The following is a 21,684-nucleotide window of genomic DNA, read 5'->3' as shown; positions in this document are numbered from 1 at the left end:
GTTTTCCCGGCAAGTCTCTGTGGCTACGTCTCAGTAGGTGTAGCACCAGCTTCCGGCAGGCCACTTTGGGGCTCATAAAAACAAGTCGGCAAGCCACTTACTCCCGGTATTACGGCAAAAACGTTTCCACTTAAAGGGAATTGCGCTAGCTGCTCGGGACTTAGCTCTTTGCGGGCCGAGGTAATATATAAGGTCTGTAAGTCCGGCCCGCCAAAAGTGCAGGAAGTAGTAAAGGGCGCTGGCACGGTGATAACCTGCAATAGTGCCCCCGTGCCGGGGTGGTAACGGTGTACAGCCCCGCCACCCCACACGGCTACCCAAAGCATGCCCTCCCTATCGATGGTCATGCCATCGGGCACCCCGGTTTCCGGGGCAATGCGCACGATGGTTCTTGCGTTGGAAATGCTGCCGGAAGCTTTATCGTAGTCGAATGCCTGCACCCTGAGCGTAGGCGAATCGATGAAATACATGGTAGAATGGTCTAAAGACCACGCAATGCCATTGGAGGTGGTAATGCCGCGCAGCATCACGTGCAGGCTACCATCGGGGTCCAGGCGGTACAGCGTGCCGGTACCCGTACGCAATTGCATATCGCAGGTGCCTACCCAGAACCGGCCTGCCGGGTCGCACTTCCCGTCGTTGAAGCGCAGGCTGGGGTCAGTCAGCGGGTTGACCAGTAGCGTAAGCTGGCCGGTGTCTAGGTGAAGCTGATGGATTCCACTTTGCAGAGCCAGCAGCACTCTGCCGTGGTGCATAGGAGCGGCGCTGCCAACCCGGGCGGGCATAGAAAAGGCCTGATCCTGACCGGTAGCCGGGTTAAAAAGATGGAAAGCACACCCGTCAATGTCTACCCAATACAGCTGTTGCGTTTCCGGGTTCCAGAGCGGGCCTTCGCCTAAGGTAGCTTGCGCAGGCAGGATAGAACAGGCTTTCATGGCAACGCGGTAGTTTCAGGCTTCTTCCTTGATTTGACTCTTACGGAGAACGGTCCACTGCCCTTTTATGGTCACTTCCTCACCATTTTTCACGTCAACAGGCACCTTATCAGCAATACCCAACACACGTAACGCGGCACTATATTGCGCCACCAGCACCGGTTTTCCGGCCAGGACAATTCCTGCCGGCAGGCTCCTGACCAGGTCCTGGCATTCACAGCCAATGACCAGGCCGCTTAGGTAAAAATAGTTTTCCTGCCGGCTGGCTTTCCGGAATAAGTCCTGGGTGCGTACCAGAAAAGCATGGTGCAATAGATTGGCCTGCTGGCTGTCCTGTAGGCCTTTGGCAAACCAATGCTGGTTATTGCCTTCCTCCAATTGGCCGCCTTCTTCTACCGAGGACGCCAGAATACTTTCTTTGGATAACAGAGAAAAGAATTCGCCGGTCATGTAGGTTTTCAAGGCTACTGCCTGCCCCTGCTGCACCAGCACATGCTTGGTATGCGTGCCCGGATGCAGAAAAAGCTGCCGCTGCGGGGTATTTCCCAACTCGCAACCCACCAACTGGGTCTCCTCGCCCCGCATCACATCATCCTCGCTTTTCACCCCCGAAATCAGCAGTATCGGGTGCTCAAAACTGGCGGCAGACGGGGTGTATTTGGTTTGCAGATCTGCGCCATCGGTAGCGAAAGGCAGCGGCTTATACGGCAGCTCCTCCATGCCGATGGTGGACGAAGCCATACCGGAAATAACCAGGGGCACCCCCTTCAGCGACATTTGTACACTTTGTTCCAACTGCTGTAAATGCGGCTGCACAATGGCCAGATAAAAGCTCAGGCGCTGCCCGGGAGGCTGGTTTGCCTGCTGCCAGCTTTTGGCAATGGCCGCGTTGCCTTCTTTGGAGCTTACCTGCGCCAGCACGGCCAGCGTATGGCGCTCCACCAGCAGCAGGCGGAAGGAAGAAGTGCCCCAGTCGCAGCTGAGGAAAGTGTTTTTGGGGTCCATACGCCAATAAGTTGGGGCTTACCACTCTGCCAGACTGCCGTCGGGGTTGCGCCAGATGGGGTTGTGCCAGTTGTGGCCAATAGCAGCACGGCTCAGTAGGTACTCCTCATTGATTTCAATGCCCAGCCCGGGACCTTCGGGTATTTTGCAAAAACCCTTTTCATAATCGAACACAGTTTTATCCACCAGATAGTCCAGCAGGTCGTTTTCCAGGTTGTAATGAATCCCCAGGCTTTGCTCCTGAATAAAAGCGTTGTGGCAGGTGGCATCCACCTGCAGACAGGCGGCCAGGGCAATAGGCCCCAGGGGGCAGTGCGGCGCCGCGGCCACGTCAAAAGCCTCCGCCATTGAAATAATTTTCTTGCACTCCGTAATGCCGCCGGCGTGTGAAAGATCGGGCTGGATTATGTCAGCGTAGCCATCAATAAGCAGTTGTTTGAAATCCCAGCGCGAAAACATTCGCTCGCCCGTAGCTACAGGAATGGCGCAGTGGCGGGCTATATCACGCAGCGCCTCGTTGTTCTGCGGCAGCACGGGCTCCTCAATAAACATGGGATGAAAAGGCTCCAGCTCATTGGCCAGCACCTTGGCCATAGGCTTATGCACCCGGCCATGAAAATCGATACCGATGCCCAGACCGGGGCCGCCGGCTTCGCGCACGGCCGCCACGCGGGCCAGCACCTGGTCTACTTTCACGTGCGAGTCCACGTAGCTCATCTCATCGGAGGCATTCATTTTGATGGCTGTGAAGCCTTTGGCCACCATGCCCGCCGCCGCCAGTCCCACCTCCGTAGGCCGGTCGCCGCCAATCCAGGAATACACCCGCATCAGCTCGCGCACCCGCCCGCCCAGCAGCTGATGGATGGGGGCGCTGTGGTACTTCCCCTTAATATCCCACAGGGCCTGATCAATACCTGCCAGAGCACTCATCAGAATGGGGCCGCCCCGGTAAAAGCCACCCCGGTACATCACCTGCCAATGGTCTTCGATGTTGAGCGGATTCTTACCCAGCAGGTTTTCCATCAGCTCGGTGACGGCCGCGGCCACGGTGGCGGCCCGGCCTTCAATCACCGGCTCACCCCAGCCTACGATACCGGCATCGGTTTCGAGCTTCAGGAACAGCCACCGGGGCGGTACCTGATACAGGGTAAAGCGAGTAATTTTCATGCTGTAGAGCTTGAGGGGGCGGCTACCGCTTCTACAAAGTGCCGGGCCGTGTCAGTGAGCTGCCGCAGGTATGCGTCCGTGACCTGCTGCGTGGGATTAACCAGGGCGCTGGCCAGCCCAAAAGCTACGGCGCCGGCCTGCTGAAAGCTTCGGATATTATCCAGTCGCACGCCCCCGGTCGGCATCAGCGGAATATGCGGCAGCGGACCGGCTATGTCTTTGAAATAGGTAGCGCCCATAGAAGCCGGAAATACCTTGATTATGTCGCCGCCAAATTCGTAAGCCGTCAGGATTTCGGTGGCCGTGTAGGCGCCAGGGATACTCACAGCGCCGTAGCGACGGGTTATCCGAATGGTTTTCTTATTTAGGGTGGGTGAGATAATAAAGCGGGCGCCGGCCAGCAGGGCCGCCCGCGCTGATTCGGCATCGAGCACGGTGCCTGCTCCTACCAGCATCTGCCCTTCCATTTCGCGCGCGAGTTCTGCTATTGCGCCCAGGGCGCCGGGCGAGTTGAGCGTAATTTCCATGGTCCGGATGCCACCGGCATGCAGCGCCCGGGCAATGGACAAGAGTTCCTTCGGCTCGGCACCGCGGATAATGGCCACCAGCTTATTCTCCAGTATATGCGCAAGGGGCGTCATGGCAGTCCGGAATAAGTCTTTGCCCGCATGGGCTTTCCTGACAACGTAGAACCTGCGAGCCTGGTTAAGGCAGAGATGGGTTGTGGCGGGCAGAAAGCCTAACTCATGTCGACAGAGTAGCATAGGCGCAAGCAACATCCTGCCCCTGAACTAAGTAAGCGTGAAAGCATCTGCCCTGGTTCTGCTTAATTCTTACTTCTATGGGTCCTCAGTTTCTTTTTGCCACCGGGATTGAAAATAGTAACCCCACCATCCAGAACGGCAGGCTGCGGGTAGATGAGATGGAGAAATGCGGCCATTATCAGCATTGGCAGAAGGACTTCGACCTGGTGCAGGAGCAGGGTATTTTCTTTCTACGCTACGGCCCTCCTATTCATACCACATGGCTGGGCCCCGGTAAGTATGACTGGTCTTTTGCTGATGTTACCTTCCAGGACTTGCTGCGCCGCAACATTGCCCCCATTGTAGACCTGTGCCACTTTGGCTTGCCAGACTGGCTCGGCAATTTTCAGAACCCCGATTTCCCGCACCTTTTTGCCCGGTATGCCCGGGATTTTGCCCAGCGCTTTCCCTGGGTCCAGCTCTACACGCCGGTAAATGAGATGTTCATTTGCGCCGAGTTTTCCGCGCTTTTTGGGTGGTGGAATGAGCAGCTAACGGGCCATCAGCACTTTGTGACGGCGCTCAAGCATATTGTAAAAGCTAACCTGGAGGCCATGCGCGCCATTCTGGAGGTGAGGGCCGATGCCATCTTTATTCAGAGCGAATCGACGGAGTATTTTCATGCCGAAAACCCTGCTGCTATCCGGTCTGCAGAGCTGATGAACGCCCGCCGCTTTTTGTCGCTGGATCTGAATTATGGGCGTCGGGTGGAATCGGAGATGTACGAATACCTGATGGACAATGGCATGAGTCGGGAGGAGTACCATTACTTCATGCACAACAAGATGAAGCATCATTGCATCATGGGCAATGATTACTATAAAACCAATGAGCACCGCGTTTTAAAAGATGGCAGTACGCGGGCCTCAGGCGAGATTTTTGGCTACCACGTCATTACCCGGCAATATCACGACCGTTACCGCCTGCCGGTGATGCACACAGAAACCAACCTGGCCCAGGGCAGCACTGGCGAGGAAGCCGTAAACTGGCTCTGGAAAGAATGGGCCAACGTGCTGCGCGTGCGCAATGACGGGGTACCCATTGTGGGGTTTACCTGGTATTCCCTCACTGACCAGGTAGACTGGGACACCGCCCTGCGTCGGAACAATGGCCACGTAAACCCACTCGGCCTCTACGACCTGGACCGCAATATTCGCCCGGTAGGCAAAGCCTATAAGCAGCTGATTAAGGACTGGCAGCAGGTGCTGCCTACGCACAGCGTTTGCCTACAGGTACCCATTGTAATGCCGCAGGAAAGTAACCGCATCTGGGCCCGGGAGCAGGAAGCTGCCGCCCAAAAAACCAGCGCTGACAGCTCTACCTCTCAGGCCAACGCTCCTACCACTGTCGCCTAACCTTACTCCTATCCGCCATGGAAGCCAGATTTCAGGATAAAGTTGCCCTTATCACCGGCGGGGCCAGCGGGATTGGCCTGGCCGTGGCAAAGCGCCTGGCCAGCGAGGGTGCCCGCATTGTATTAGCTGATTACAAACAGGAAAACCTCGACACAGCTGAGCCTGCCGTGAGGGCAGCCGGGGCTCCAGAGGTATGGACCAGCCTATGCAATGTGGCCGTAGAAGCCCAGGTAGAAGCTACCGTGGCCGGTACCCTAAAGCGTTTTGGGCGGCTGGATGTGGTGGTAAACAATGCCGGCCTCATGCAGTTCAAACCCTTGGAACAGCTTACGGGAGAAGACTGGATGCGTATTTTGAATGTGGACCTGCTGGGGGCCTTCTATTTTACGAAGCAGGCATTTCTGCATATGAAGCCCGGAAGCAGCATTCTGAATGTGGCCAGCATTCATGCCGTGGAGACTAGCCCCCTGGTTGCGCCCTACGCTGCCGCTAAAGCTGCTTTGTTGTCGCTCACCCGCTCCTCCTCGCTGGAGGGCAAGCCCAAAGGCATCCGTACCAACGCAATTCTGCCGGGTGCCATCGACACACCCATGCTCTGGGAAAATCCCAACATAAAAAGCGGGGTTGAAGTCATCAACAAAACCGATGTAGGCCGACCAGAGGACGTGGCCGCCGTTATAGCCTATCTGGCCTCGGACGATGCTCATTTTGTGCAAGGTGCCGAGGTACGCGTAGACGGAGGTCGGCTGGACCGGCTATAATAGCCTTATGCACTATGTAGCTGCGCAGAAAGGAAATAGCTAAAATGCGGTTGCCGGGAAAAGCAACCGAATTTATGATAAGCAAGCTCCAGGAAGCACGCAGTTAGCGTACAACAAATCCTTTGGCTTCCCAGGCGGCTACGTTGTGGGTGCGCACGAAGCGCGTTTCAATATGCCCCCAGGCATCCTGCTTATACATAACGGTTTTGCCTTGTTCGCGCGCATGCAACACCTGCAGGTGCTCGGCATGAGAGAGTACAGTTACTGGGGCAGATTCTTGTGGTTTCCGCTTTCGAATGCGTTTGGTCGGTTGTGTCATAAATTGGTAACGCAAATTGCGCGAAAAAAGAGCAAATCCACCGAGCGTAGATAACTTCTTCTTGTAAGAGAAAGTAAATACCCGGGTTTTATTGCCTTAGCCTGCGCCTTTACGGGTTTACAGATTGCAGACTAATGCTGGCTACGCCTCACAGCAGGTTAAGTTCGGGGCTGATGCAGAAATCTAATGTAGCATGCCCTGTCGCATACTTAGTCGAACCGTTGAGTAGGGCCATGAGTGTAATAAACAACAAAGCCACTGTAAAGTTGCGCTCTGTTGTTACTTCTATTATTATATATACTGCAGTAGCTGTAACCAGCCATATACTCACCAATTGACTAAGGAAATCAACTTAGCAATGAGGCTATTCAGCTTATTTATCACTACCAACTACAGGCAGGCCACTCAGGGGGTGTGGCTTAGATGTTAAGCATGCTGCTTGCTTCTATACTTTTTGAAAGCTTTTTTATAAGCTTGCCACAAGGCCATTTGAGAAGCTTCCCAGAAGATAGGCACGGAAATGTCATCCAGCATAATGACACAAAAATAAAAAAACTCAGAGCAACAATCTCATTATAAGCTTGTTGCTCTGAGTGTTTTTTGTGGGCCCAACTGGAATCGAACCAGTGACCTGCTGATTATGAGTCAGCTGCTCTAACCGATTGAGCTATAGGCCCGGCGCAAAACCAGCCAAGGCGGTTGGTTTCGGCAGCGCAAACTTCGACTTTTGTAGGCGGATTTGCAACGTGGGAGTGGGTGGAATGTGGGCCGCTTCGTAACTTTTTAGGCGTTCTAGCTTTATCAGCGCTTCTCCAATTACCTATTTGTATGGCCAAAAAGCCCAACCTATTGTTCGATTTTGGTGGCATTATCATCAATATTGATTACCAACGTACGCTTGATGCCATGAGCAAACTGCACCGGAGCGGTAGCACTATTGCTTTTACGCAGGCAGCCCAAGCTGAGCTATTTGATTTGATGGAAACCGGCCGCCTCACCCCCGCCGATTTTTGGGAAGGGCTACGCACGCACTACGAGTTGGAAGCCACAGATGAGGAACTAAATGCGGCCTGGAATGCTATGCTGCTGGATGTACCCGCAGAGCGGCTTTCGCTCATAGCCGACTTACGGGCTCAGGGTTATGAAACAGCACTTCTCTCCAATACCAACCAGGTGCATATTGAGGAAATAAATCAGCGGCTGCATCAGCAGTACGGGCTGCAAAACGGCATTGCCGACGCGCTGGACCGGGTTTTCTACTCCCAGCACGTAGGCTTACGGAAGCCCGGCGAAGAAATTTTCCGGCATGCCCTGGCCGAGATGAACTGGAAAGCGGAGGAAACACTTTTCATCGAGGACAGTTTTCAGCACATTGAAACGGCGCGGCGCCTGGGTTTACATACTTTGTTCCTGACTCCGCCCCTCACCCTCACCGACGCCCTTCCCGACGCCCTCCGTGCCTTCCACTCCTCCGCCACTTCCCTTTCCTCCTGATGCCCATTCTCCTGGCCTAAACGACGAGGAAGATCTTCGGCAGTTATTTACCCGTTACGAGCGGCCTGCGCCGCCTCGTTGGCGGCGGTATGCCCTGCACCTGCTGCTGTTCGTCATCACCCTTACCACCACTACCCTGGCTGGGGCAGAATGGATTACGGGTAAAGCCTTCTTTTTACAAGGAGACGCACTGAAGCTAACCGGCTGGTTGACGAAACCTGAGATTTTGGGCGGGCTATGGTTCTCGCTACCGTTTCTGGGCGTACTTACGGTGCACGAGTTTGGACATTATTTCACGGCCCGTCATAACCAGGTACGCACTACGCTGCCATACTACATTCCGTTTTTTACGGGTTTGTTTAATACCATTGGCACATTTGGGGCAGTAATTCGCATCAAAGACCGAATTTTCTCGCGGCGGGAGTTTTTTGATATCGGTCTGGCCGGGCCATTGGCCGGTTTTCTGGTGGCGGTGCCGGTACTCATTTACGGCTTCACTCATTTACCCCCGCTGGAGTACGTCTTCCAGATTCACCCGGAATACCGCGTCTACGGCCCGGAGTATGTTCGCCATGTGTACCAACAGGGCAATGGCCTTACCCTGGCCAAACCCCTATTGTACCAGGGTCTTGAATATCTGTTTGCTGATCCCACGCGCCTACCGCACCCGAATGAGCTGATGCACTATCCAATGCTGCTGGCTGGGGCCTTGTCGCTGTTTTTCACGGCCTTGAATCTGTTGCCAATCGGTCAGTTGGATGGCGGGCACATCCTGTACGGCCTGTTGGGCTTTCGGCGTTTCAACCGGTTATCGGCGGCGCTGTTTATCGGGTTTATTTTTTACGCCGGGCTAGGGCTTTTTTCGCTGCATAGCCCACTGAATACCTGGCTTTTCTGGGGTATACCCTATTTCCTTTACCTGTTGCTGGTCTTTCGGCGGGTACTACCGCAGCCCCTGCAGAGTGTGAAGCTAGCTTTGGGAGTGCTGGTTGCTCAGTTGGCGGCTACTTTGGCATTTCCTGGACTAGAGGGCAACCCGGGCTGGCTGGTTTTTGGGTTGCTCCTAGGCCGGGTAATGGGCATTTATCATCCTCCCGCTCCGGATGAGCGCCCACTTTCACCGGGACGCAAAGTGCTGGGCTGGCTGATGCTGGTTATTTTTGTGCTTTGCTTTACCCCTTCCCCTTTCAAGTAACCTAGTTGAACAGTGCTTTATAGCGCGGTTCTATAGCTGATGCTCCTCGAACAAAACCGAATTTTACTAGGCACAACCCAACTGGTTATGCGCGAGCATGGCCTCTACGCCTGCCAGCGCACCACCCAGAATATTCCTTTACTGGAAGTAGAAGTCCCCTACGAGAAAATTCTGCCGGTACAGTTGGAGCGCACCCGTCAGGTGCCCACCCGCTGGCTGCTCTACATGCTAGCCCTCATTGTGTGGGTGGGCCTTGAGCCTGTGCAGGAGTCCTGGGCTACCGGCACCGTTACGGCCAGTCTGGTGGGTGTACTGGTTTTCCTGGCTGTATTAGGCGCTTTTATTGCCTTGGAATGGGACCGACGCTGGTTCCTGCTGCACTTCCGCACGGCCCACCTCAGCCTCACCTTCGCCGACCGTCGCCGCGACCGGGCCCAGTTCTACACCTTTGCTCAAACCTTGGAAAAGCGTGTGAAGGAGTATCTGCGAGGCCACTATGCCAGCATCAACCCCCTGGGGCCCATTGAGCTACAGGTGCGCCGTCTGCAATGGCTACAGGAAATGCAGGTCCTGAGTGAGCCCGAAGCCCGCGCCCTGATGGTGCGCCTCACCGGCCGTCAGCAGGAAACCCTGCAGGGCATGGGACACGAGTTGGAAGGCCTGTACGAGAATTAACTTCCCACTATGGCCTCTATTTCCAGTATCCGGCAGAACTATCCACTGGTAGGGTATACCTACTTAACCCTGACTGACAAGAGCCTTCAGGTTGAGCAACGGCGCTTGTTCAACTTGACTAAAGTTGAGCTTCCTTTCGAAGAATTGATGCCTATCGGGGTGGCGCATCACCACTCTATTCCTTTTCGACTTCCGCTCGTTGCTTTATTTATTTCATTCGGCTGCCTTAAATCACTGTATTCCATTTATGCTCAACCCAATCAACGCGAGTCAGCCATATGGCTTTTGCTTATTCTAACCGGAATATTATTAGCACTGATATATCAAATTCTGCGCGACTGGCACCATGATTTTGTGCTTACAACTGGTCGCGGAAACATTGTCTTATTCGACAGCCGTCGTAAGAAGGCTACGCATTACGAATTTGCCAATGAGCTTCGTGACCGCACCATTCTATATCTACGCCACCATTACACGGATATCAATCCACTACTGCCTGCCGAGCCTCAATTAGCACGTTTAGAATGGCTACGCGAAAGAGGCGTACTTAATACGACGCAGTTTCACCAATTGAAAACCCGCCTTCTTGGCCGGTTTTACAATGAAGAATTGCTTCCTGGCCAATCAGATAGTATTTCGCCTTCAGCGAACTAAAGACAACAAAAAACCCACTTGCTTCGCAGCAAGTGGGTTTTTAATTAAGGTTTGAAACTACCGGCCTTCCAGCGCCGCTACGCCGGGTAGCTCTTTGCCTTCCATATACTCCAGCAAGGCGCCGCCACCGGTGCTGATGTAAGATACTTTGTTGGCGAAGCCCAACTGATTGACTGCCGCAGCCGAGTCCCCGCCGCCGATGAGACTGAAAGCGCCGTTTTCGGTTGCTTCGGCAATAGCCTGAGCCACAAACTCAGTGCCTACCGAGAAGTTCGACATCTCAAACACCCCCATAGGACCATTCCACAGAATGGTTTTGGAGTTGCGAATGATGTCGGCGAACAACTCGCGGGTTTCGGGGCCGATGTCTAAGCCCATCCAGGTAGCGGGAATGTGGTGGCTGGCCGCTACATCAATATCGGCATCGTTAGCAAACTGGTTGGCAATAACACTGTCGACGGGCAGGACCAGATTCACGCCTTTCGCCTTGGCTTTGCGCATGAGGTCCAGCGCCATATCCATTTTGTCGCCTTCCAGCAGGGAGTTACCAATTTCGCCGCCTTCGGCCTTGGCAAAGGTGTAGGACATACCCCCACCGATGAGCAGGTTATCGACCTTATCCAGCAGCTGCTCAATAATCTGAATCTTGTCAGAAATCTTGGCGCCGCCCATAATGGCGGTGAAAGGCCGGTCAGCATGATCCAGCACGCGCTTGGCATTTTCCAGCTCTCCCTGCATCACGTAGCCAGCTACGCGGTTTTCGGGGGTGAAGTGCTGGGCCATTACGGCTGTAGAAGCGTGCCGGCGGTGCGCGGCCCCGAAGGCATCATTCACATATACGTCGCCGAGGCGGGCCAGCTTTTCGGCGAAGGCATCGTCGCCTTTTTCCTCCTCAGCATAGAAGCGTAGGTTATCGAGCAGCAGGATTTCGCCGGGCTGCAGCGAGGCCGCCAGATCAGCGGCTTCCTGGCCCAATACATCATCGGCAAACTTTACTTCCTGCCCGTACTCTTGCTGCAGGCGCAGCACCAGGTTGCGCAGGGAGTTTTTCTTGTCGGGGCCGCCTTTGGGCCGGCCCATGTGCGAGAGCAGAATAACGGAGCCGCCATCGGCCAGAATTTTTTTAACCGTGGGCGTAGCCGCCCGAATGCGGGTATCGTCGGTGATGCGCAGGTCGCTGTCGAGCGGCACGTTGAAGTCCACGCGTACCACCGCCTTTTTGCCGGCGAAGTTGTACTGGTCGAGGGTTTTCATAAGCAGGAATAGAAAGTTGGGTGTCGTCTTATACGAGGTTGCGGCGCGTAGTTCGGGAGTTTTTGTGCCGAATGCAATATTCTATTGGAGTTCACGTATTTCAACGGCGCTGACTCCCGCCTGCATTTATCGAGCGGATTCTTCACTTTATTTGCCGCACTTCTACTGGTATCAGTATTTGTCAACCCTCCCTCTACTCTGTATGAAAAGTACCTTTTATCTGACTATTCCCGCCTTGCTCCTGAGTCAGATTGCCGCTGCTCAGCACCTTCGTTTTGGCGTGAAGGCCGGCGTCAATTATTCCAAGGACCGAATAAAAAACACCGTTGGGCCCGACCGACTACTCGGCATTAATGGCGGGCTGGTATCCCGCTACTCTCTGACCGATGACGGCTTCTGGAGCATTCAATCCGAGCTGTTGTATTCAGCAAAAGGGGCAAAAGACAAATACGGCAGCACCACTACCGGCGCCCGCACCACCAATTATTACCACCGTAATTACCTGGATTTGCCGGTCCTGGCAAAAATCAATGCCAAAGGACTCACATTTGAAGCAGGTCCGCAGCTCAGCTATTTGCTCAGTTTTAAGAATGATGTGAACAACGACCTGTATGAACAGCCCCAGCGCCGCGACTTCAACAGCCTGCAGTTGGGATATGTAGCCGGTATCGGTTACGAGCTGCCTTCCGGCCCGAATATCACGCTACGTTATTGTGGTGATATAACTCATCCTCTCCAGTATAGCCCCACGCGCAACTCAGTATTTCAGGCCCAGCTAGGCTATATGTTTAGTGCGAAACAGTAACGCAGCAAGTTGCCCGCAGGTAGCGCCATGCTGTCCGACATTCGTACCTTTGCACTACGTATGAAAATAGGCATCTTCTTCGGCGGACCGTCGCGTGAGCGGGAAATTTCCTTTGCGGGCGGCCGCACTGTATATGACAACCTGGACAAGTCGCTGTTTCAGGCCGTTCCCGTGTTCGTGGACAGCCGCGGCAACTTTATCCTGCTGGACTGGCACTACATTTATAAAGGCACCATCCGGGACTTCTACCCACCCGTTTCGGCCCTGCCTGCCTCCGAGCACAAGCTGCAGGTATACCTGGAAAGTCTGGGCGAGCTGAGCATTGCCCAACAGGACGAAATCATCAACCAGGTAGGCCGCCGTATTCAGCCGCAGGAGCTGAGCAGCCTCATGGATTTTGCCTTTCTGGCCCTGCACGGTCCCGGCGGCGAAGATGGTGCCATTCAGGGCTTGCTGGAGTGGTACGGTATTCCGTACTCTGGCTCCGGTGTGCTGCCTTCGGCCTTTGGCATTGATAAAATTGCCCAGAAAAAGCTGCTCCACGCCCTGAACCGGCCCACGCCGGAATTCCGCGTAGTAACAGCGGAAGAGTGGGATGCCGCCGACCCGGCCGCTTCGCTTGCTTATTTGGAGCGCGAGCTGGGTTTGCCGCTGGTGTTCAAAGCCCCGCGCCAGGGCAGCAGCATCGGCATCAGCATTCTGCGCGAAGCCAAAGTAGAGGCGTTCCAGCGCGCCATGGAGCGCAGCCTGTTCCGCAAAACCGTTACCCGCGACGACTGGCAGCGCCTCTCGGAGCGCGACAAAATCATGTGGGTGCAGCAGCTCACCGACATCCGCGAAGGCATCGGCCTGCCCGTGATGCTGGATGCTGATGATGAGCACATCATCTACCACCCCGAAGCCCTGCTGAACACGCTGGAAGAGCGCCTGCAAACCGCCGAGCAGGTGCGCCTGACCAATGTGGATGGCGAAACCCAGGTGCTGGTGGAAAGCTTTGTGCAGGGCCGCGAGTTCTCCTGCATTGTGGTGGAAGACCCCAACGGTCAGCCGCTCGCCCTGCCGCCCACAGAGATTGTGAAAGGTGAGGAGATGTTCGACTACCGCTCGAAATACCTGCCCGGCCTGGCCCGCAAAATTACGCCCATTGATTTGCCGGAAGCCGAAATTCAGCGCATCCGCGAAGCCTGTGAGGAGATGTTCCGCACGTTCGGCTTCCAGGTATACGCGCGGCTGGATGGCTTCCTGTCCACGGATAATCAACTGTTCCTCAACGACCCTAACACCACGTCGGGCATGTTGCCGGCCTCGTTCTTCTTCCACCAGGCGGCGGAAATCGGGCTCAATCCTTCCCAGTTCCTGACCTATCTGATTCGTACCTCACTGGCAGCACGCCGCCGGGCGGGCATGCGTCCCGTGCAGCTGCAGCGCCTGCTGCGCGGGCTGGATGCGGCCGTAGCTGCCCGCGGGCACGAGGAGCGCCAGCGCATTAAAGTAGCCGTGATTATGGGCGGCTACTCTTCGGAGCGCCACATTTCGGTGGAAAGCGGCCGGAACATCTACGAGAAGCTTAGCTCCTCTATTAAGTATGAGCCGGTACCCGTGTTCCTGACCGGCAACAGCCAGGATTTCCGTTTGTATGTGCTGCCTATCAACGTCATGCTGAAGGACAACGCCGACGACATTCGGGAGAAGATTGAGCACGCGGAAGCGGGCCACGGTCTGCACCCGGTGCTGGAGCGCATCCGCCGCGAGGCCCAGAGCATTACCAGCACCTATGCCGGGCAGCCCACCGCGCAGCCGCGCCGGGTGTCGTTTGAGGAGTTGGCCGAGATGGTGGACGAGGTGTTTATTGCCCTGCACGGCCGCCCTGGCGAGGATGGCGCCCTGCAGCAGCAGCTGGAGAAGTTTGGCCTTCCTTACAACGGCTCGGGCGTGGGCAGCAGCAGCATCACCATCAACAAGTTTGAAACTAACCGCCGCCTGCGTGAAGCCGGCCTGCGCGTAGCCGAGCACCGCATGGCCAACCGTCTGGAATGGCAGGCCGATGCCGAAGGCTTCTACCGCTCCCTGGAAACGCAGTTCCCCTACCCCTTCATTGCCAAGCCCGCCGACGACGGCTGCTCTTCGGCCGTGAAAAAAGTAAAAAACCGCGCCGAGCTGGAGGCCTTCACGCGCCTCATCTTCCGGGAGCAGGAAGACCTGATGATACCGGATGCCGAAACCCTGCACCTGGGCTTTAAGGAAGAATTCCCCCGCAAGGATGCCTTCCTGGTGGAAACCCTGATTGAGCGCGACGGCGCGGCGCACTTCCTCGAAATTACGGGCGGTCTGCTCACCCACTGGCGCGCCGATGGCAAGCTAGATATTGAGGTATTTGAGGCATCCGAAGCCCTGGCCACCGGCGAAGTGCTGAGCCTGGAGGAGAAATTCCTGGCCGGCGAAGGCCAGAACATCACCCCGGCCCGCTACGCCGCCGATGCCAATGAGCGACAGCGCATTTCCAACGAGGTGAAAGAGGAGCTGCGCCGCGTGGCTGAAATCCTGAACATTCAGGGCTACGCCCGCATCGACGCCTTTGTGCGGGTGCGTGACAACGGCGCGGTGGAGGTCATCATCATCGAAGTGAACTCCCTGCCCGGCATGACGCCCGCCACCTGCATCTTCCATCAAACTGCGCTGGCCGGCTACACGCCCTACGATTTCATCGACCAGATTCTGGAGTTCGGCAAAGAGCGTACTCGTAAAGAGAAGCTGGCCGTGCAGAGCTAGTAGAATGCCTCCCTGCCTGGAAAAAAAGGTGGGGAGCTTCTTATCACTAACTTTCCAGCAAATACTACCCCATTATTTCCTTCCATGTCTTTTTTCAAATCAGATACGCCGCTTGATGTACTGAAGCATTTGCTGGCTATGGCGGTGCTGGTGGCCGTGCTGGTGCTCGGGTTTTTCTACGTGTATCTGCCCATGACCACCAACCACGGCGAAACCATTGTGGTACCCAAAATCACGGGTATGCAACAGGCTGATCTGGAGGATTATCTGGATGAGCGCAACTTGCTCTTCTTCGTGGACGACAGCAGCTACAACCCTGGCACGCGCCCCGGCACGGTACTCACCCAGGACCCCGCCCCGGGCGAAAAGGTGAAGGAAGACCGCAAAATCTACATCTCCGTGTCGATGAAAAATCCGCCGGTGATTAAGATGCCCCGTCTCACGGATGGCTCGGTGAAAAACGCCCAGATGATTCTGAAAAGCTACGACCTGGTAGTGGGCCAGATTCAGCTGGTGCCCGACTTGGCCCAGAATGCCGTGCTAAAGCAGCTGGTGAACGGCAAAGAAATTGCGCCCGGCGCCCCCATTGCCAAAGGCACTAAAGTAGACCTGGTGGTAGGCGACGGCCAGGGCAACCAGGAATTCCCGGTACCCAACGTAGTCAATATGCCCGCCGATGAAGCGGCTACACTATTGGCCGGCCAAGGCCTGCAGGTAGGTGAAATATTTTATCAGGCACCCGAAGAAGGCCAGGAAGACGGTACGGTGGTAAAGCAGCGCCCGGTATCCTCGCCTGGTGCCACCATACGCACCGGCCAGCTGGTAGATTTGTGGGTGGCTGGGCAGGCTCCTATTAAGGCCGTAGAATAGTTGGTTAATACCGTTACAAAAGGCTCGTTGCTTGCGCAACGAGCCTTTTTTGCTAATACATCATCGGTAATTACATTATTCAGATGGCAGTCGATGAGTCTAGCGTGCTCATACGGTAATGCCATATAATTACTAGGTTATTGAGCTTCGTCTGCTGCCCTTGGGAGTTGACTGGCTGATAATTCTGTGGCATTTCCTCCTGCTTTTCTATCCATATTTACCCCAGGCATACGTTGTAGCACACCGTGCCGCACCCCGACCCAACCGCCTTACGTACCTTGCCTCTGATGATGCGTTCCAGCTTTCTACTCTGCTTGCTTCTGACTTGGGCCACGCTATTGCGGGCGCAAAACGTACAGCCTCTTTCCGCTGATCCCACCCGCATGGCTTCGGCTTCTAAGGCGCATCCCGTGGCCCGCGGCAGCAGCGCCACACTGCCTTTTTTCGATGATTTTGCCCAACAGCCGGAAGGTCCGCCTAATGCTGAGCATTGGGAACCGCGCGGTGGCACGCTGGTGAACAACCGGTTTCCGGTAGCGCCGCCCTCGCGTAACGTCGTGACGTTTGACGGGCTAAAGGCCAACGGCCAGCCTTATGGCAGCTCGTCCTTTTACAGCGACACGGATACGCTCACGTCACTGCCCATTGATTTAAGCGGACTGACAGCCGGCTCTAACCTGTACCTGAGCTTCTTCTGGCAGGCGGGCAGCATTGTGGGGGCACCTTCAGCAGCCAGCTCTACCCGGCAGGTAGCTTTCACGCTGGAGTTTCTGAATAACGCTGGTCAGTGGCAGTCTATCTGGTCGCAGCGCAGCCCGGGTAAGCGCACCGATTTTGCCCAGGAAATTGTGGCTGTGGCCGAAGCGCAATACCTGCATGCCAACTTTCAATTCCGTTTCCACAGCATCGGTAACCAAGCCACTACCCGCGACTCCTGGAGCCTGGACTATGTAAAGCTAGACCGGAACCGCTCGGTAGCCGACACCACCTACCGCGACATTGCCACCAGCGCGCCGCTTTCTTCCCTGCTAAAGCGGTACGCTAGCATGCCCGCCGTGCAGTTGGCAGCTTCTCCAAATCCTACCGATGAGTTAAACGACCAGACGGGCACTACCATCAATAATTTTGATATCGGCCCGGCGCCCACTCCCATTTTATGGCGTGGCACGGCCCAGCGCCTGCCCAATGGCGCAGAGCTGCAATTCCTGACGGGTGGCCGCTCGCTGGATGCCAGTGCCCGGCAGGTACCCATCACCGGCAACGTTCGTACCGTAGCCGCTGCTCTGCTCACGGGAGGGCCTCAGCGTGTCCGCCACCGTATCCTACTAAGCACTAACGAAACCGACCCACGCACCCAACCCAACGACTCTATTTCGCGCGTGACCGAGCTGGCTGACTATTATGCCTATGATGATGGCACAGCCGAAGCCGCTGTAAGTCTGCCGGCCCTCACCGGCGGCCCTGCCACTTTCTTCTCCTACCGCATCGACCTAAACCAGCCCGACCAGGTGCGCAGCGTACGTTTATATCCCGTGCTGCCGAATGCTGCCGGCCGGGCTATTACCCTAGCTGTTTGGGCCGATGAAAACGGGAAGCCCGCCGAAAAACCGTTAGCCTCAGTTCCCTTTACCGTGCCGGCTACGGCACCGGCGGGTGGCTTCCTGGAAATTCCTTTTCCGCAGCCGGTAGGCGTTAGCGGCACTTTCTATGTGGGATACGGGCAGGCCTCGGCCGGGCAGTTTGTGCAGTTTGGGCTGGATTTGAACAGCTCCCCCCCCACCAACTATTTTTTCTATCAGGTCCGAAATGAGTGGGCAGCGGTAACAGACTTTTCTGGTGCCCTCATGCTGCGGCCGGTTATGACGGGCAACGTAACCGCGGCCACGCCTTCCCGGGCGGCAGCCCTGCTTACGCTTTATCCTAATCCCACTACCGGAATAGTGCAGGTGAAGGGCCGCTATACGCACGCTACCGTGCTGGATGCGCTGGGGCGCACCGTATGGCAGCAATCCGGCAAGGCAAACAGCCAACCTACGCTGGACTTATCCGGGCTGCCGGCCGGGGTGTATCTGATGCGGCTAGCCCTGGCCGATGGTAGTGTGGCCACCAAGCGGCTGGTGCTTACCCGCTAGCAGTTTTCAACTTCTTGTAGCTTTGTGGTTAGTTGCCCGCGCAACTACTACTCCCTTTTCCACCTTTCCCTTTTACTCATGCCCGACATCACCCCCGCTGAACTGAAACAACGCCAGGCCGAAGGCACCGCTCCTATCATCATTGATGTGCGCGAGACCTGGGAAAACGAGGAAGGCCGCATCGAAGGTAGCCGCAACATTCCGATGGGTGAGCTGCCCGGCAAGCTGGAAGATCTGGAAGACCTGAAAAACCAGGAAGTGGTGGTACACTGCAAAGGCGGTGGCCGCTCGGCTTCGGCCAAGGCTTACCTAACCCAGCAGGGCTTCACTAACGTGCGCAACCTGCTCGGCGGTTTTCAGGGATACCAGCAAGCTGAATAAAGCTGTATTGGCAAAGTGCTGCCTCTCCTGCGCTTTTTCCTTTTGACATCGTTTATAGTAGCACAGCACTCCGGAAAGAGTGCTGTGCTTTTTTATGGCAAATATTTCTCCTGATAATCAGTCTTTTAACTCGTTCAACAATTATTTCAATTGCACACAATCAAACATTAGACAACCTAAGCTGCTTTATACCCCCGATGAGCAACCCCGACCATTCAACACCCCCAGATCTTTCCTTGCTGAAGCTGGAAAACCAACTGTGTTTTCCGCTGTATGCGGTTTCCCGCATGCTAACCAAAGCCTACCAGCCTTTGCTGCAAGAGCTGGACCTCACCTACCCGCAATACCTGGTTTTACTGCTGCTCTGGGAGTATGAGCAACTGACGGTAAAAGCGCTGGGCGATAATTTACTGCTGGACTCGGGTACGCTGACGCCATTGCTTAAGCGCATGGAGCAGAAGCAATGGGTAAGCCGCCACCGCGACCCGCAGGATGAGCGCTCCGTGATTATCAGCCTTTTGCCGGCCGGCCGTGCCCTGCAGGCCAGCGCCTGCCGCATACCTGAGCAAATGCTGGCCAAGCTGCACCTCTCCCCTGAGGAAGTAGCAGACCTGCGCCGGCAGTTAAACACGCTCCTTACCCGCCTGACCTAATTTTTCCAACCACTCTTCCTTTCAGTTTCTGATGAAAATCGAGAAAATCTTCACGGCGCAAGCCAAAGCAAAAGGCGGCCGCGACGGCCACGTTTCTTCCAACGATGAAGTGCTGAACATTGCTCTGAGCACGCCCAAAGCTATGGGCGGCCCCGGCAAAGCCGGCGCTACCAATCCCGAGCAGCTCTTTGCTGCTGGCTACGCTGCCTGCTTTGAAGGCGCACTGGGCGTAGCCGCCCGCCAGGCCGGTGTGCGGCTGGAGGGTGTAACGGTAGAGGGTCTCATCGGTTTTGGCAAAGCAGAAGACGGTGGGTTTGGCATTTCCGCCGACCTGCACGTGAATATTCCCGGCGTGGCGCAGAGCCAGGCAGAAGACCTAGTAGAAGCAGCTCACCAGATTTGCCCCTACTCTCGCGCTACCCGCGGCAACATTGAGGTGAATCTGCACACTACCACCAACAACTAGTCTGGCGAAATAAAAGGAGCCCGCAGAGGCCAGAATTTTCTGGTTTCTGCGGGCTCCCGCTTTCGTATTACCTCATTCCTGCAACACCAATCCTATGAAAACCATACTGCTGGCCAGTCGCCCACAGGGCGAGCCTACCCTCGATACTTTTCGTTTTGAAGAACACGACATCCCGCAGCCCCAGGCCGGACAGGTGCTGCTGAAAATGCGCTATGCTTCCGTAGACCCTTATATGCGGGGCCGCATGAGCGCCGGCAAATCCTACGTGGCGCCGTTTGAAGTGGGGCAGCCTATCAGTGGGGGCGTAGTAGCCGAAGTGGTCGAAAGCCACAACGAGCAGTTGCCGGTAGGCAGCGTGGTAGTAGGCAACCTGCCCTGGCAGGAATACAGCGTGTCCGGGGGGCAGGGGCTCACCCGCGTGCCCACCAACCAGGCACCCCTCAGCTACTACCTGGGCCTGCTGGGCATGACGGGCCTCACCGCTTATTTCGGCCTGCTGGATATCTGTCAGCCCAAGCCCGGCGAAACGGTCGTGGTGTCTGGGGCAGCCGGTGCCGTGGGCATGGTGGTGGGCCAGCTGGCCAAAATCAAAGGCGCCCGCGTCATAGGCACCGCCGGCTCCGATGATAAGTTAGCCTACCTCAAACAACTGGGCTTCGATGAGGCCATCAATTACAAAACCACCCCGGACATAGCGCAAGCCCTGGCGGCCGCGGCCCCCAACGGTGTGGATTGCTACTTCGATAATGTGGGCGGTGCTATTACGGATGCCGTTTACGACCTGTTGAACAAGCACGCCCGCATTGCCCTTTGCGGTCAGATTTCGATGTATAACGCTACCTCGGTGCCCATCGGCCCGCGCCCGGAGCCCAAGTTACTCAAGACCAGCGCGCTGTTGAAAGGCTTTATTGTGAGCGACTACCTGGACCGCTGGCCCGAGGGCATTCAGCACCTTGCCGAGTGGTATCAGCAGGGCAAGCTGCAGGCAGAGGAAACCATTACCGAAGGCTTCGACCAGCTGCCGGCTGCTTTCATGGGCTTGTTTCAGGGCGAAAACACCGGCAAGGCAATTGTGAAAGTTGCCTAGTAATTCAGTAGCGTGCAACTCCGGCTGCGTATAGGCTTATGCCCTTTACCTGCACTAATTCATCCTACACCTTTCTTTCACCTTACCACAAGCAACCATGAACATACTGATGGTATTGACCTCCCACGATCAACTGGGAAATACGGGCCATAAAACCGGCTTCTGGCTGGAAGAATTTGCGGCGCCGTATTACGTGTTCAAAGATGCCGGTGCTACTCTCACGCTGGCCTCTCCCGCCGGCGGCCAGCCCCCGCTGGACCCCAAGAGCGACGACCCCAGCGCCCAGACCGAAGCAACCGAGCGGTTCAAAAAAGACCCCGAAGCCCAAAAGGCCCTGGCCAATACGGTGAAGCTGGTCAGCGTTTCGGCAGCTGATTTTGACGCCGTGTTCTACCCTGGCGGCCACGGCCCGCTGTGGGATCTGGCCGAAGACAAAAAGTCGATTGAGCTGATTGAAACGATGTATGCTGCCGACAAGCCCGTAGCGGCCGTATGCCACGCCCCCGGCGTGCTGCGCCACGTGAAAGCCGCCGATGGCAGCTCCATCGTGAAAGGTAAATCAGTGACTGGCTTCACCAACACCGAGGAAGAAGCGGTGCAGTTGACCAACGTAGTGCCCTTCCTGGTGGAAGACATGCTGAAGCAGAACGGCGGCAACTACTCCAAAGGCGCCGACTGGCAGCCCTACATCGTAACCGCCGGCAACCTGATTACCGGCCAGAACCCGGCCTCCTCCGAGCCCGCCGCCAAAGAGTTGCTGAAGCAACTGGCTAAGTAGGTTTAGCTTTTTCAAATGCATAAAAGGCCGCTCTGGTTGCTCTTGTAAAAGGAACAGCCGGAGCGGCCTTTTTCTAATGAAAATGAACGTCATGCTGAGCGCAGTGGAAGCATCTCGCTAGTGTGG

General features: G+C 55.9%; 21 protein-coding genes and 1 tRNA gene. 15 read left to right on the top strand and 7 right to left on the bottom strand.

The features are described 5' to 3' along the window. Window positions 1-23: 23 nt before the first annotated feature. The 4 genes from Q4G72_RS08530 to Q4G72_RS08515 are packed head-to-tail and all read right to left on the bottom strand — an operon-like array spanning window position 24 to window position 3,748. Window positions 24-935, bottom strand: a complete 912-nt coding sequence (locus Q4G72_RS08530) for an SMP-30/gluconolactonase/LRE family protein (protein ID WP_303310997.1) — start codon at window positions 933-935, stop codon at window positions 24-26. Between the two features lie 15 nt (window positions 936-950). Beyond that, the gene (locus Q4G72_RS08525) at window positions 951-1,940 is read right to left on the bottom strand and encodes a 2-dehydro-3-deoxygalactonokinase (protein ID WP_303310996.1); all 990 of its coding nucleotides are present in this window, start codon (window positions 1,938-1,940) and stop codon (window positions 951-953) included. A gap of 18 nt (window positions 1,941-1,958) precedes the next feature. Continuing rightward, window positions 1,959-3,107, bottom strand: a complete 1,149-nt coding sequence (gene dgoD, locus Q4G72_RS08520; RefSeq protein WP_303310995.1) for a galactonate dehydratase — start codon at window positions 3,105-3,107, stop codon at window positions 1,959-1,961. Beyond that, on the bottom strand, window positions 3,104-3,748 hold the full coding sequence (locus Q4G72_RS08515) for a bifunctional 4-hydroxy-2-oxoglutarate aldolase/2-dehydro-3-deoxy-phosphogluconate aldolase (protein ID WP_303310994.1): 645 nt from the start codon (window positions 3,746-3,748) through the stop codon (window positions 3,104-3,106). The genes dgoD and Q4G72_RS08515 overlap by 4 nt, the downstream gene beginning before the upstream one ends. 200 nt (window positions 3,749-3,948) lie before the next feature. Here Q4G72_RS08515 and Q4G72_RS08510 point away from each other — a divergent pair, with 200 nt between their 5' ends. Beyond that, on the top strand, window positions 3,949-5,265 hold the full coding sequence (locus Q4G72_RS08510; protein WP_303310993.1) for a family 1 glycosylhydrolase: 1,317 nt from the start codon (window positions 3,949-3,951) through the stop codon (window positions 5,263-5,265). Between the two features lie 17 nt (window positions 5,266-5,282). Next, complete coding sequence (locus Q4G72_RS08505; protein ID WP_303310992.1) at window positions 5,283-6,026, top strand: SDR family NAD(P)-dependent oxidoreductase; 744 nt, start codon at window positions 5,283-5,285, stop codon at window positions 6,024-6,026. A 103-nt stretch (window positions 6,027-6,129) separates the two neighbouring features. Here the strand turns inward: Q4G72_RS08505 and Q4G72_RS08500 are convergent, their stop codons facing one another. Together Q4G72_RS08500 and Q4G72_RS08495 are read right to left on the bottom strand one after the other, a co-directional pair. Then, a complete protein-coding gene (locus Q4G72_RS08500) occupies window positions 6,130-6,345 on the bottom strand; it encodes a hypothetical protein (RefSeq protein WP_303310991.1) in 216 nt (71 codons plus the stop codon). A 603-nt stretch (window positions 6,346-6,948) separates the two neighbouring features. Next, a tRNA-Ile gene (locus Q4G72_RS08495) sits at window positions 6,949-7,022 on the bottom strand. Window positions 7,023-7,173: 151 nt separating this feature from the next. Here Q4G72_RS08495 and Q4G72_RS08490 point away from each other — a divergent pair. From Q4G72_RS08490 to Q4G72_RS08475, 4 genes are read left to right on the top strand one after another with little or no spacing between them, the layout of a single operon-like run. After that, complete coding sequence (locus tag Q4G72_RS08490) at window positions 7,174-7,839, top strand: HAD family hydrolase (protein WP_303310990.1); 666 nt, start codon at window positions 7,174-7,176, stop codon at window positions 7,837-7,839. Beyond that, window positions 7,802-9,034, top strand: coding sequence for a site-2 protease family protein (locus Q4G72_RS08485; protein ID WP_303310989.1), 1,233 nt, complete (start codon window positions 7,802-7,804; stop codon window positions 9,032-9,034). Before Q4G72_RS08490 ends, Q4G72_RS08485 begins: the two co-directional genes overlap by 38 nt. A gap of 39 nt (window positions 9,035-9,073) precedes the next feature. Beyond that, window positions 9,074-9,709 (top strand): hypothetical protein, encoded by a 636-nt coding sequence (locus tag Q4G72_RS08480; protein WP_303310987.1) that lies wholly within the window; start codon window positions 9,074-9,076, stop codon window positions 9,707-9,709. A 9-nt stretch (window positions 9,710-9,718) separates the two neighbouring features. Further along, window positions 9,719-10,363: a hypothetical protein gene (locus tag Q4G72_RS08475; protein ID WP_303310986.1), complete on the top strand. Its 645-nt coding sequence runs from the start codon at window positions 9,719-9,721 to the stop codon at window positions 10,361-10,363. Window positions 10,364-10,420: 57 nt separating this feature from the next. Here Q4G72_RS08475 and Q4G72_RS08470 read toward each other — a convergent pair whose 3' ends face one another. Further along, complete coding sequence (locus Q4G72_RS08470) at window positions 10,421-11,617, bottom strand: phosphoglycerate kinase (protein ID WP_303310985.1); 1,197 nt, start codon at window positions 11,615-11,617, stop codon at window positions 10,421-10,423. A 202-nt stretch (window positions 11,618-11,819) separates the two neighbouring features. Between Q4G72_RS08470 and Q4G72_RS08465 the strand changes: the two genes are divergently transcribed. The 9 genes from Q4G72_RS08465 to Q4G72_RS08425 all read left to right on the top strand — a co-directional run bounded on the left by Q4G72_RS08465 (window position 11,820) and on the right by Q4G72_RS08425 (window position 21,558). Further along, window positions 11,820-12,422 (top strand): porin family protein, encoded by a 603-nt coding sequence (locus tag Q4G72_RS08465; RefSeq protein ID WP_303310984.1) that lies wholly within the window; start codon window positions 11,820-11,822, stop codon window positions 12,420-12,422. A gap of 60 nt (window positions 12,423-12,482) precedes the next feature. Further along, on the top strand, window positions 12,483-15,191 hold the full coding sequence (locus tag Q4G72_RS08460) for a D-alanine--D-alanine ligase family protein (protein ID WP_303310983.1): 2,709 nt from the start codon (window positions 12,483-12,485) through the stop codon (window positions 15,189-15,191). An 84-nt stretch (window positions 15,192-15,275) separates the two neighbouring features. Continuing rightward, a complete protein-coding gene (locus Q4G72_RS08455) occupies window positions 15,276-16,061 on the top strand; it encodes a PASTA domain-containing protein (protein ID WP_303310982.1) in 786 nt (261 codons plus the stop codon). A 383-nt stretch (window positions 16,062-16,444) separates the two neighbouring features. Continuing rightward, entirely contained in the window at window positions 16,445-18,193 is a 1,749-nt protein-coding gene (locus Q4G72_RS08450) for a T9SS type A sorting domain-containing protein (RefSeq protein ID WP_303310981.1), read from the top strand. A 78-nt stretch (window positions 18,194-18,271) separates the two neighbouring features. Further along, entirely contained in the window at window positions 18,272-18,574 is a 303-nt protein-coding gene (locus Q4G72_RS08445) for a rhodanese-like domain-containing protein (protein WP_303310980.1), read from the top strand. Between the two features lie 197 nt (window positions 18,575-18,771). Next, the gene (locus Q4G72_RS08440) at window positions 18,772-19,227 is read left to right on the top strand and encodes a MarR family winged helix-turn-helix transcriptional regulator (RefSeq protein WP_303310979.1); all 456 of its coding nucleotides are present in this window, start codon (window positions 18,772-18,774) and stop codon (window positions 19,225-19,227) included. 31 nt (window positions 19,228-19,258) lie between these two features. Further along, window positions 19,259-19,693, top strand: a complete 435-nt coding sequence (locus Q4G72_RS08435; RefSeq protein ID WP_303310978.1) for an organic hydroperoxide resistance protein — start codon at window positions 19,259-19,261, stop codon at window positions 19,691-19,693. 94 nt (window positions 19,694-19,787) lie between these two features. Beyond that, complete coding sequence (locus Q4G72_RS08430) at window positions 19,788-20,780, top strand: NADP-dependent oxidoreductase (RefSeq protein WP_303310977.1); 993 nt, start codon at window positions 19,788-19,790, stop codon at window positions 20,778-20,780. A 97-nt stretch (window positions 20,781-20,877) separates the two neighbouring features. Next, window positions 20,878-21,558: a type 1 glutamine amidotransferase domain-containing protein gene (locus Q4G72_RS08425; protein WP_303310976.1), complete on the top strand. Its 681-nt coding sequence runs from the start codon at window positions 20,878-20,880 to the stop codon at window positions 21,556-21,558. Window positions 21,559-21,684: the final 126 nt, after the last annotated feature.

The organism is Hymenobacter sp. BT730 (genome assembly GCF_030542105.1).
Classification (GTDB): Bacteria; Bacteroidota; Bacteroidia; order Cytophagales; family Hymenobacteraceae; genus Hymenobacter.
Note: the sequence above shows the minus strand (reverse complement) of the source record. Positions and strands in the feature narration are given on the sequence as shown.